Annotated in this window: 10 protein-coding genes; 6 read left to right on the top strand and 4 right to left on the bottom strand. The window is 70.3% G+C overall.

The annotated features are described in order from the left end of the window. The first annotated feature begins 154 nt into the window (after positions 1-154). Positions 155-448: a DUF2782 domain-containing protein gene (locus D588_RS0122075; RefSeq protein ID WP_017910345.1), complete on the top strand. Its 294-nt coding sequence runs from the start codon at positions 155-157 to the stop codon at positions 446-448. Between the two features lie 240 nt (positions 449-688). Here D588_RS0122075 and D588_RS0122070 read toward each other — a convergent pair whose 3' ends face one another. Together D588_RS0122070 and D588_RS0122065 are read right to left on the bottom strand one after the other, a co-directional pair. After that, positions 689-1,135, bottom strand: coding sequence for a universal stress protein (locus D588_RS0122070; RefSeq protein ID WP_017910346.1), 447 nt, complete (start codon positions 1,133-1,135; stop codon positions 689-691). An 85-nt stretch (positions 1,136-1,220) separates the two neighbouring features. Next, positions 1,221-1,781, bottom strand: coding sequence for a sugar O-acetyltransferase (locus D588_RS0122065; RefSeq protein ID WP_017917548.1), 561 nt, complete (start codon positions 1,779-1,781; stop codon positions 1,221-1,223). Between the two features lie 247 nt (positions 1,782-2,028). Here D588_RS0122065 and D588_RS0122060 point away from each other — a divergent pair, with 247 nt between their 5' ends. From D588_RS0122060 to D588_RS0122040, 5 genes are all read left to right on the top strand, one after another. Next, positions 2,029-2,298 carry a hypothetical protein gene (locus tag D588_RS0122060; protein WP_017917547.1) on the top strand — a complete coding sequence of 90 codons (270 nt, stop codon included), beginning with the start codon at positions 2,029-2,031 and terminating at the stop codon, positions 2,296-2,298. A 293-nt stretch (positions 2,299-2,591) separates the two neighbouring features. Further along, complete coding sequence (locus D588_RS0122055) at positions 2,592-4,529, top strand: M61 family metallopeptidase (RefSeq protein ID WP_017917546.1); 1,938 nt, start codon at positions 2,592-2,594, stop codon at positions 4,527-4,529. A gap of 118 nt (positions 4,530-4,647) precedes the next feature. Then, positions 4,648-5,388 carry an endonuclease/exonuclease/phosphatase family protein gene (locus D588_RS0122050; protein WP_017917545.1) on the top strand — a complete coding sequence of 247 codons (741 nt, stop codon included), beginning with the start codon at positions 4,648-4,650 and terminating at the stop codon, positions 5,386-5,388. Continuing rightward, positions 5,385-6,590 carry a cardiolipin synthase ClsB gene (clsB, locus tag D588_RS0122045; RefSeq protein ID WP_017917544.1) on the top strand — a complete coding sequence of 402 codons (1,206 nt, stop codon included), beginning with the start codon at positions 5,385-5,387 and terminating at the stop codon, positions 6,588-6,590. Before D588_RS0122050 ends, clsB begins: the two co-directional genes overlap by 4 nt. Then, positions 6,587-7,552 (top strand): lysylphosphatidylglycerol synthase domain-containing protein, encoded by a 966-nt coding sequence (locus D588_RS0122040; RefSeq protein ID WP_232764349.1) that lies wholly within the window; start codon positions 6,587-6,589, stop codon positions 7,550-7,552. Before clsB ends, D588_RS0122040 begins: the two co-directional genes overlap by 4 nt. A gap of 87 nt (positions 7,553-7,639) precedes the next feature. Here the strand turns inward: D588_RS0122040 and uvrD are convergent, their stop codons facing one another. After that, the gene (gene uvrD, locus D588_RS0122035) at positions 7,640-9,841 is read right to left on the bottom strand and encodes a DNA helicase II (RefSeq protein WP_026143992.1); all 2,202 of its coding nucleotides are present in this window, start codon (positions 9,839-9,841) and stop codon (positions 7,640-7,642) included. Positions 9,842-9,911: 70 nt separating this feature from the next. After that, the gene (locus D588_RS0122030) at positions 9,912-10,793 is read right to left on the bottom strand and encodes a LysR substrate-binding domain-containing protein (RefSeq protein WP_017917541.1); all 882 of its coding nucleotides are present in this window, start codon (positions 10,791-10,793) and stop codon (positions 9,912-9,914) included. Positions 10,794-11,076: the final 283 nt, after the last annotated feature.

The raw sequence follows: 11,076 nt of genomic DNA, 5'->3' as shown, positions 1-11,076 counted from the left end.
CTCTCCCACCGGGAGAGGGGTTGGGGTGAGGGTACGGTACGCAGCGACACGCCAACCTGATCCACTAAGCAGCCATCCGCCCGCACCATTCCCACACCGCATGCAGACACTCGGCGCATACTCTGCGCATGTCCTGCCCGTGGAGAACACCGCAATGAAAGCCCTGATCCTGGTCCCGCTATTGCTGCTGGCGGGCTGCGCCTCCACCGGCCTCGGCCCGGACGGCGCGCCGATGGACGTGCGCGGCGCGGAAACGACCCAGCGCAAGATGGACAACGGCGACACCGTCGACGAGTACCGCGTGGGCGGCCAACTGCGCATGGTCAAAGTGACGCCGGCGCGCGGCCCGGCCTATTACCTGTACGACCGCAATGGCGACGGCCACATGGAAGTGGATGGCAGCAAGGACAATGTGTCGCCCGTGTACTGGAAGCTGTACAGCTGGTGATGGCGCGCCCGGCGCGCCACCCAACGGCGGCGGCGCGCGGGCGCTTCCCCGATCTGCCCAGACGGACGGATGCAGGCGTGTGCCGGATGCCAGCCCCCTGTCGCGGCGTCGCCTCCCGGCGCAGCCGCGTGACAAGCCGAAGCGTATCGGCAAAGCGATAGGTCGCTGCGGCCAGCGGCCGGATGCCGGCCTCGAACGTGTTCCGCACCGCGCAGCCGCCGGCGCGGGCCGGTCAGCGCCTCAGCGGATCACCAGCACCGGCACCTGGCTGTTGGCCAGCACTTCCGCGGTCTGGCTGCCGAGCAGGACCCGGCTCATGCCGCGGCGGCCGTGCGAGGTCATCACGATCAGATCGCTGTTGCAGGCCACGGCCATGTCGATGATGCCCTCGGCGGCGTAGCGGTCGAGCACGTGACGGCCGTGCGCGGTCACTCCGGTGGCCGCGGCGGCGGCCAGCGCCGGCGCCAGGATCTTCTGCGCGCCGGCCTCGCGGTCCTGGCGGTATTCGGGGCTGGCCTCGTAGCCCACGCTCCAGCCCATCGCGTCGTACATGCCCATTGCCCACGGCTCGGACACGGTGACGATATCCACCTCCGCGCCGAGCTCGGCGGCCAGCGCCAACCCCTGCTGCAACCCCTTGGCGGACAACTCGGAACCATCGATGGCGATCAGGATGCGCTGGTACATGGCGGTGCTCCGGTAACGCCGCGCGTGGCGGCCAGGAAAGCATTGCACACCCATTGCGCGGCGCCTGCCTTGACCCGGATCAAATTCAGTCGCTGTGCGGCTTCAGCAGGCGTGCCGGATTGCCGGCCACGCGCGCGCCGGCCGGCACGTCGCGGGTGACCACGCTGCCGGCGCCGATCACCGCGTCGTCGCCGATGGTCACCCCCGGCAGCACGATCGCGCCGCCGCCGATCCAGACGTTGCGCCCGATCGTCAGCGGCCGTCCCAACTCCAGCCCTTCGGCGCGCTGCGCGGCATCGCGCGGGTGATCGGCGGCATAGAGCTGCACCGCCGGTCCGATCTGGGTGCCGGCGCCGATGTGCACCGGTACCACGTCCAGGATCACGCAGTTGAAGTTGAGGAACACGTCCTCGCCCAGGTGGATGTTGTAGCCGTAGTCGCAATGGAACGGTGGCCGCACCACCGCGCCGCGTCCGACGGAACCCAGTCCTTCGACCAGCAGCGCGTGCCGCCGCGCCGATGGCTCGGCCAGCGCCGCGTTGTAGCGCTGCATCCAGGCACTGGCCGCGTCCTGCTCGGCCTGCAGTTGCGCGTCGTTGGGACGATACGCCTCGCCGGCCAGCATCTTCTCTTTTTCGCTTCGCATCCTTGCCCTCCCAGCAGTGGTCGAACGGGAATGATCGCATCGCGCTGCGTCACGGCGCGTGTCCCTGGCGGTGACGCGCAAGCCGCAGCCACGGCGACGTCGTGACCAACAGACCACGTCGCATTCACCGTCCAGCAACGCCTACGCGTCCGATCATCGAACGCCCATGCCGGCGCATTCCAGCCCGCGTGGGCTCTCTCCCAGACAAAGGCGGTGCGCGATGTCCGAACGTGTGGAAGCAGGCCAGATGGTGTTCGTCGCCGATGGCGAGGTCGGTGTGGGGGCGGTGCGCGAGGTGCGCGACGGCGGCGCCACGTTCGTCGTCAACATCGAGAACGGCGGCGATTTCGTGGTGCCGTCGAGCGCTGTGCGCGACGTGCATTTCGGCAAGGTGATCCTGGCGGTCGAGCACCTGCCGGCGCCGCTGCGCGAGGCGTTGCGGCATCCGCATGATGCGGAGTTGCCAACCTCGACCTATGCCGCCAGCGATCCTGGCGACGGGGCGCTGAAGGACTGAGGCGGCACGCTTTCCGGCTGCAACACCGAAGCTGCGGTGCAGCCGGAGTCCAAGGGGTTGCGCACTTGGCGGCGGTCCACAGCGCGACAGCGCTGGACGACCAACGCTGTCGCCAGGCGCTGGAGGGATACCGCTGTCGCGCGGCCTTCCCGGGATCACAGCCTGGGACCCGTGGCACCGGGATGAACAGCATTGCCTGGCACCTTCGTGACCGGGCCGGGCAAGTGCGACGGCGACGGCGGCAGGTGCTAACGTTCCGCGCTTCGCATCCCATCCCGCTCCCGGAGCCGCGCATGTCCGCCACTGCTTTCCCCGCCTCCCGTTGCGCCCGCCGGGCGCTGGTCCTCGGCATCGGCCTGGCGCTCGCCGGCGCCGCGCAGGCGCAGGTGGTGCACACACCGGACGTGCCGGCGCCGCAGGACACGCCCTACCCCGGCACCCTGACCCTGCAGGTGGACGCCGGCGATGTGCGTCAGGGTATCTACCGGGTGCACGAGACCATCCCGGTCAGCGCCGGACGGCTGACCCTGCAGTACCCGCAGTGGATTCCCGGCGACCATTCGCCGAGCGGGCCGGTGGCGATGCTGGCCGGCCTCACCCTCACCGCCAACGGCAAGCCCCTGCCGTGGCGCCGCGACACCTTCGACGTGTACAGCTTCCACGTCGACGTGCCGCAGGGCGTGAGCGCGATCGACGCCAGCTTCCAGTACCTGTCGCCGCGCGACGACGGCTTCGAGATGACCGACAAGATGCTGCAGCTGGAGTGGAACAAGGTGGCGCTGTACCCGGCCGGCCACGACACCCGCGGCATCACCGTGGCGCCCAGCGTGACCCTGCCGGCCGGCTGGGAGTTCGGCACCGCGCTGGAGACCGCCAGCCGCAACGGCGCCACCACCACCTTCAAGCCGGTGGACTTCACCACCCTGGTCGACTCACCGATCTATGCCGGGCGCTACTTCAAGCGCGTGGACCTGACCCCGGCCGGCGGCGCGCCGGTGCACCTGGACGTGGTCGCCGACGCGCCGCGGTTCCTGGACATCAGCGCCGAGCAGCTACAGGCGCACCGCAACCTGCCGGTGCAGGCGATCAAGCTGTTCGGCTCGCACCACTACGCGCATTACGACTTCCTGTTCTCGCTGTCGGACGTGCTGGGCGGCAACGGCCTGGAACACCACCAGTCCAGCGAGAACGGACTGGCTGCCGACTACTTCAGCGCCTGGGACGAGAACGCGCCGGACCGCGACCTGCTGGCGCACGAGTACACGCACTCCTGGAACGGCAAGTTCCGGCGCCCGGCCGACCTGTGGACGCCGACCTTCAACGTGCCGATGGGCGACTCGCTGCTGTGGGTCTACGAGGGCCAGACCCAGTACTGGGGTTATGTGCTGACCGCCCGCGCCGGCATGTGGACACCGCAGCAGTTCCGCGATGCGCTGGCGATGACCGCGGCCAACTACGATCGCAACCGCGCCGGCTTCCGCTGGCGCTCGCTGGAGGACACCACCAACGACCCCACCGCCGCGCATCGCGCGCCGCTGCCCTACCGCAGCTGGCAGATGAGCGAGGACTACTACAGCGGCGGGCAGATGGTGTGGCTGGCGGTGGACGCCAAGCTGCGCGCGATGAGCGGCGGGCGCAAGTCGCTGGACGACGTGGCCAAGGCGTTCTTCGGCATCGACGACGGCAGTTTCGCGGTCAAGACCTACACCTTCGACGACGTCATCGCCGCGCTCGACGGCGTGGTCCACTACGACTGGGCCGACTACATCAACCGGCGCGTGTACCAGGTAGACCCGCCGCTGCTGGAAGGCCTGCAGGCCAGCGGCTGGAAGCTGGTGTACACCGACCAGCCCAGCGCATTCGAGAAGCAGTACGACGGCCGCCACCAGTCGGCGCGGCACCGCTACAACTTCGCCTGGTCGATCGGCCTGGTGATGAACGACGACGCCAGCATCAACGACGTGCTGTGGGACGGCCCGGCGTTCAAGGCCGGGGTCAGCAGCGGCGCCACGGTGCTGGCGGTCAACGGCCAGGACTACTCGCGCGACACGCTCAAGCAGGCCATCGCCGACGCCAAGGGCGGCAGCGCGCCGATCGTGCTGACGCTCAAGTATCAGGGCGGCGTGCGCGACGTGCCGGTGAACTACCACGACGGCCTGCAGTATCCGCACCTGGTGCGGGTCGAGGGCACGCCGGACTACCTGAGCAAGATCATCGCCGCACGGCACTGAGCCGACACCGCCGCCGCTGCCGACGACGCAGCGGCGGCAGGTGCGCGACGCGGCACCGTCACGCGCCGCACGCGGACGCCGACGACAATGGCAGGCGTGGTTTCCGTCCTGCCCCGGCATGCCTGCGATCGAGTTGCTGACCATCAATGCGCACATGGGCTTCAGCGTGCTGAAGCGGCGCTTCATGCTGCCGGAGCTGCGCGCGGCAATCCGCGCGCTGCCCGCGGACCTGGTGTTCCTGCAGGAAGTGCTGGGCGAACACCAGCTGCATGCCGGCCGCCACGCCGACTGGCCGGCGCAGAGCCAGTACGCATTCCTCGCCGACGCGCTATGGCCGCAGTTCGCCTACGGCCGCAATGCGGTGTATCCGCATGGGCACCACGGCAACGCGCTGCTGTCGCGCTTCCCGATCGCCTCCTTCGTCAACCGCGACGTCTCCATCGCCGGCCACGAGCACCGCGGGCTGTTGCACGCGGTACTGGAGATCCCCGGTCATGCCGAGGCGGTGCATGCGATCTGCGTGCACCTGGGCCTGCGCGAGGCGCACCGGCGTCGGCAGATCGGCCTGCTCGGCGCGCTGATCGCCGAACTGCCGTCACAGGCGCCGCTGATCGTCGCCGGCGACTTCAACGACTGGCGCCAGCGCGGGCATCCGCTGCTGCAGCGGCATGGCCTGACCGAGGCCTTTGCGCAGCTGCAAGGACGCGTGGCGCGCAGCTTCCCGGCGCGCTGGCCGCTGTTGCCGCTGGACCGCATCTATGTGCGCAACGTGCGCATCGAGGCCGCACGGGTGTTGACCGGCCGGCCATGGTCGCACCTGTCCGACCACGCCCCGCTGCATGCCAGGATCGTGCTGTGAACCGGACCGCGAACCGCGACACGCGCTGGCGCCAGGGCCACCGCCTGCAGTTGCTGGAGAACGGCGATGCGTATTTCCCGCGCGCCTTCGCCGCGATCGACGCGGCCCGGCACGAGGTGCTGCTGGAGACCTTCATCTGGTTCGAGGACGAGGTCGGCCTGGCGCTGAAGCACCACCTGGTCGCCGCCGCGCGCCGCGGCGTGCGCGTGCACCTGCTGGTGGACGCGTTCGGCTCGCCGGATCTCTCGCCCGGCTTCGTGCGCGAACTGACCGAAGCCGGCGCCGAACTGCGCCTGTTCGACCAGCAGCCGACCCTGCTCGGCGTGCGCCTGAACGTGTTCCGGCGCATGCACCGCAAGCTGCTGGTGGTGGACGGGCGGATCGGCATGATCGGCGGCATCAACTGGTCGGCCGATCACCTGGCCGATTTCGGCCCGGAGGCGAAACAGGACTACGCGGTGGAGGTACAAGGCCCGGTGGTGGCGGACATGGTCGCGTTCGTGCGCCGGACCCTGGCCACCCACGGTACCGGCGCGGGGTGGGTGCCGCAGGAGAACGTCGATGTGCCGCCCGCCGGCGCGGCCGAGGTGTGTTTCCTGCCACGCGACAACGCCGGCCGTTCACGCTGCATCGAGCGTGCCTACCGGCAGGCATTCCGCAATGCATGGCAGGAGATCGTGCTCGCCAATGCCTACTTCTTCCCCGGCTACGGCTTCCTGCGCGACCTGTGCGCTGCCGCCCGCCGCGGCGTGGCGGTGAAGCTGATCTTCCAGGGGCAACCGGACACGCCGCTGGCGTTGTTCGCCGCACGCGCGCTGTACCGGCATCTGGTCGATGCCGGCGTGCAGATCTTCGAGTACTGCGAGCGCCCGTTCCACGGCAAGGTCGCGGTGATCGATGGGCACTGGAGCACGGTGGGATCGAGCAACCTGGATCCACTGAGCCTGGCGCTGAACCTGGAAGCCAACCTGGTGATCCGCGATGCCGCCTTCGCGCGCGACCTGCACGGGCGCCTGCAGCGACTGATGCAACGGCACTGCCGCGAAGTCGTGCCGGCGCAGGTGCCGCACGGACGCTTCTGGCAACCGCTGCTGCGGCCGCTGCTGTTCCATGTGCTGCGCAACGTGCCGCAGTGGGCCAGCCGCCTGCCCAAGCGCACGCCGCGCACTGCGGTGCTGCGGCGCAAGCGGCACGCGCCATGAACCATCCGCGCACGCGTTGGCGCATGCTGCGCCACTTCGCCTATCTGGCCTTCCTGGTACTGGTGGCGGTATTGCTGGTGCGCGCGGCGCGCACCGTGGACTGGGCGCAGGTCGGCACCACCCTGGCGGGCTACGGTGCCGGCACCCTGGCCGCCGCCGCAGGCCTGAGCCTGGCCAGCTACGTGCTGTATGCCGGCTACGACCTGGCCGCGCGACGTTACGCGGCGCATGCGGTGCCGACGCCGCGGGTCATGGCGATCGCGGACATCGCCTACGCTTTCAGCCTGAATGTCGGTGCGCTGATCGGCGGCACCGCGATCCGCTACCGCCTGTACGGACGCGCCGGGCTGGGCCTGGCGACGATCAGCCGCGTGGTCGGCTTCGCCATCGCCACCAACTGGATGGGCTATCTGCTGCTGACCGGCGTGCTGCTGGTCAGCGGCCGCCTGCGCACGCCGGCGCAGTGGCCGCTGAGCGGCGCGGTGCTGCCATGGGTCGGCGCCGCCATGCTGGGCTTGGTGGTGGCCTACCTGATCGCCTGCCAGCGCGCGCACGGCCGCACGCTGCAGGTGCGCGGCCACGTCCTGCACCTGCCGCCGTTGCCGCTGGCGCTGCTGCAACTCGGCCTGGGCACCTGCAACTGGGCGCTGATGGGCGCCCTGCTGTACGTGCTGATGCCGGCCGGCGTGGATTACATGTCGGTGCTCGGCGCCCTGCTGGCGGCGGCCGTGGCCACCGCCATCGCGCACGTGCCGGCCGGCATCGGCGTGCTCGAAGCGGTGGTGCTGCCGCTGCTCGGGACGCAGGCGCCGCAAGCGGAACTGCTGGCGGCATTGCTGGCCTATCGCGCCTTCTACTACCTCGGCCCGCTACTGCTCGCCTGTGCGGGCTATGCCGTGCTGGAGGCGCGTAGTCGCCGCGGCGATCGGGGCGCCGCGCGCACCGACAGTCCACAGGGTTAGCTACGCCGTCGCCCGATCATCGGCGCAAGCGAGCGGCCAGGCGGCCGCACGTACGCGGAGCTACACGGCATGCCGCCAGCGCCGTGGCTACAACACCGTCAGATTGGCGTACGCCATCACCAGCCACTTGGCGCCGGCCTCGTCGAACTGCACCTGTACGCGGGCGTGGGCGCCGCTGCCTTCGTAGTCGATGACCACGCCGCCGCCGAACTTGGGGTGCTGCACGTTGGCGCCGAGCTTGATCGCCGGGGCCTCGATCACGCTGTGCCCGAGGCTGCGCGGCGCACCCAGCGAGACGCTGCGCGAGACCTGCACCTTCGGCCGCACTTCGTGCAGCAGTTCGCGCGGGATCTCGCGCAGGAAGCGCGAGGGCACGTTGTAGTTGTCCTGGCCGTGGATGCGCCGCGACTCGGCATAGCTCAGCACCAGCTTGTGGCGGGCGCGGGTGATGCCGACATAGGCCAGGCGCCGCTCTTCCTCCAGGCGCCCGCTCTCTTCCAGCGAACGCGCGCTGGGGAACAGGCCGTCTTCCATGCCGGCCAGGAACACGATCGGGAATTCCAGGCCCTTGGCCGAGTGCAGGGTCATCAGCTGCACGCCCTCCTCGCCGGCCTGGGCCTGGCCTTCGCCGGCCTCCAGCGAGGCGTAGGCGAGGAACGCGACCAGCTCGGTCATCGCCTGGCGGCCTTCGTCGGCGTCTTCGTCGCCGTCGGCGCGGACGAAGCGCGAGGCCACCGACACCAGTTCGTCGAGGTTGTCGGTACGCGATTCCGAATCCAGCCCGCCGCGGCTTTCCTTGCCCCAGTGCTCGCGCAGGGTGGAGCGCGCCAGCACCTGGTCGATCTGTTCGGGCAGCGGCAGCCCGGCCACGTCCAGGGCCAGTTGCTCGATCAGGCCCAGGAACTGGCCCAGCGCGTTGCGCGCGCGTGCGGCCAGGTCGCCGCCCTGCTGCGCGGCCTGTTGCGCCGCCGCCCACAGCGACAGCGACTGCGCGCGCGCCAGGCGCCGCACCTCGTCCAGGGTGCGGTCGCCGATGCCGCGCGGCGGGGTGTTGACCGCGCGCTCGAACGCGGCATCGTCGGCGCGGTTGGCGACCAAGCGCAGGTAGGCCAGGGTGTCCTTGATTTCGGCGCGCTCGAAGAAGCGCATGCCGCCGTAGACGCGGTACGGCACCTGCTCGGCGATCAGCGCCTCTTCGAACGCGCGCGACTGCGCGTTGCTGCGGTAGAGCACCGCCGCCTCGCTGTAGCTGCCGCCGTCGCGCACCCACTGGCGCACGCGCTCGACCACGTAGCGCGCCTCGTCCACCTCGTTGTAGGCCGCGTACAGGTCGATCGGCTCGCCATCGCCCGAATCGGTCCACAACTGCTTGCCGATACGGTCGGGGTTGTGCGCGATCACCGCGTTGGCGGCGTTGAGGATGTTGGCACTGGAGCGGTAGTTCTGCTCCAGGCGGATGGTCTGCGCGCTGGGGAAATCGGTGAGGAAGCGCTGCACGTTCTCGACCTTGGCGCCGCGCCAGCCGTAGATCGCCTGGTCGTCGTCGCCGACCACGAACACGTGGCCGCTGTCGCCGGCGAGCACGCGCACGAACGCGTACTGGATGGCGTTGGTGTCCTGGAATTCGTCGACCAGGATCTCGCCGAAGCGGGCGCGGTAGTGCGCCAGCAGCGCCGGGGTGTCGCGCAGCAGTTCGTGCGCGCGCAGCAGCAATTCGGCGAAGTCGACCAGGCCGGCGCGGTCGCAGCGCTCCTGGTACAGCGCGTAGGCGTTGCGCAGGGTGGTGACCCACTCATCGCGCGGTTCCGGCTGGATGTGCTGGGCGCGGCGGCCCTCGTCCTTCTGCTGGTTGATCCACCACACGATCTGCTTGGGCGGGTACTTGCCCTCGTCCAGCTCCAGCTGCTGCACCACGCGCTTGACCAGCCGCAGCTGGTCGTCGGCGTCGAGCACCTGGAAGCTCTCGGGCAGCTTCGCGTCCTGCCAGTGCAGGCGCAGCAGGCGGTGCGCCAGGCCGTGGAAGGTGCCGATCCACATGCCGCGGCTGCCGTTGCGCAACTGCAGGTCGGCGCGGTGGCGCATCTCGCCCGCGGCCTTGTTGGTGAAGGTGACCGCCAGAATGCCGTGCACCGGCACGCCATGCACCTGGTGCAACCAGGCGATGCGATGGGTGAGCACGCGCGTCTTGCCGGAGCCGGCGCCGGCCAGGACCAGGTAGTGGCCGGGCGCTGCGGAAACGGCCTCGCGCTGTGCGGGGTTCAGATCGTCGAGCAAATGAGAGACATCCACCCGCGCATTTTAGCCGGTGCGGCGGCGCAGCGGCTGCGACAGCGCGCGTCGCCCGGCACACGACGTGGCGTCAATCGGTGCGGAACAGCCGTTCGGCGAGAAAATCCACGAACACGCGCAGCTTCGGCGACAGTTGCCGACGCGACGGCCACACCACGAAAAACGCGCCGCCGTCGGTCAGGTGCGCGTCCAGCACCGGCTGCAGGCGGCCGTCGGCCAACGCGTCCTGCGCCAGGAACGCCGGCATGCAGGCGATGCCCAGGCCGGCGATCGCCGCGGCGCGCACCGCTTCCATGTTGTTGCAGGTGAGCACCGCCGGCGGCAGCGGCGCCGGTTCGGCCAGTGGCCAATCCTGCGGCTTGCCGGTATCTGGAACGCGGAACAGCACGCCGTCGTGCGCGGCCAGCTCCGCCGGGGTCTGCGGCACGCCGCGGCGGCGCAGATAGTCCGGCGCGGCACACAGGCAGAAGCGGAACGGCCCCAGGCGCCGCGCCAGCAGCCGCGAGTCGGCTTGCACGCCGCTGCGGATCACCGCATCCAGGCCGTGTTCGAGCAGGTCGACCACGCGGTCGTCGAACTCCAGGTCCAGCGCCACGTCCGGATAGCGCTGGCGGAACTCCGGCAGCAGCGGCACCAGGAAGCGGTAGCCGATGGTCGGCAGGCCGACCCGCAGCCGCCCGCGCGGCGCCTGCCGGGTCTGCGCCAGCGCCTCCTCGGCTTCGCGCAGATCGGCCAGCACACGCTGGCAATGCTCCAGGAACAGCGCGCCTTCGGCGGTCAACGCGATGCGCCGGGTGGTCCGCTGCAGCAGGCGCACGCCGAACTCGCGCTCCAGCGCGGCCACGCTCTTGCCCACCGCCGAGGCCGAGATGCCGAGCACGCGGCCGGCGCCGACGAAGCTGCGCTGTTCGGCGGCCCGGACGAAGGCGACGATGCCGGTGAGGCGGTCCATCCCGCGATATTAGAGCGTTCCATTCCGCAAAGTGCGGAGGATCGCGGCCTTTTTCGCGAATTGCCGCCTCGGTATCTCTAGTGGCCTTCCGACATCCGCCGCCAGAGCCGCTCCGATGACCTCCGCTTCGCCTCCCGATTCCACTGTCCTGCCGCGCCGCGGCGCCGCCCTGGCCGCGGTGTGCCTGGCCGCCCTGGCGCTGCCGCTGAACTTCTCCGGCGGCGCCGTCGCCACCCCGGCGATCGGCGCGGCCCTGGGCGGCAGCGCGCTGGCCCTGGCCTGG

It is taken from the genome of Xanthomonas sp. SHU 308 (assembly GCF_000364645.1).
Lineage (GTDB): Bacteria > Pseudomonadota > Gammaproteobacteria > Xanthomonadales > Xanthomonadaceae > Xanthomonas_A > Xanthomonas_A sontii.
Note: the sequence above shows the minus strand (reverse complement) of the source record. Positions and strands in the feature narration are given on the sequence as shown.

Excerpts from the sequence above, each read along its gene's own strand:
- D588_RS0122075 (WP_017910345.1), top strand. The coding sequence starts at position 155 with ATGAAAGCCCTGATCCTGGTCCCGCTATTGCTGCTGGCGGGCTGCGCC.
- D588_RS0122070 (WP_017910346.1), bottom strand. The coding sequence starts at position 1,135 with ATGTACCAGCGCATCCTGATCGCCATCGATGGTTCCGAGTTGTCCGCC.
- D588_RS0122065 (WP_017917548.1), bottom strand. The coding sequence starts at position 1,781 with ATGCGAAGCGAAAAAGAGAAGATGCTGGCCGGCGAGGCGTATCGTCCC.
- D588_RS0122060 (WP_017917547.1), top strand. The coding sequence starts at position 2,029 with ATGGTGTTCGTCGCCGATGGCGAGGTCGGTGTGGGGGCGGTGCGCGAG.
- D588_RS0122055 (WP_017917546.1), top strand. The coding sequence starts at position 2,592 with ATGTCCGCCACTGCTTTCCCCGCCTCCCGTTGCGCCCGCCGGGCGCTG.
- D588_RS0122050 (WP_017917545.1), top strand. The coding sequence starts at position 4,648 with ATGCCTGCGATCGAGTTGCTGACCATCAATGCGCACATGGGCTTCAGC.
- D588_RS0122040 (WP_232764349.1), top strand. The coding sequence starts at position 6,587 with ATGAACCATCCGCGCACGCGTTGGCGCATGCTGCGCCACTTCGCCTAT.
- D588_RS0122030 (WP_017917541.1), bottom strand. The coding sequence starts at position 10,793 with ATGGACCGCCTCACCGGCATCGTCGCCTTCGTCCGGGCCGCCGAACAG.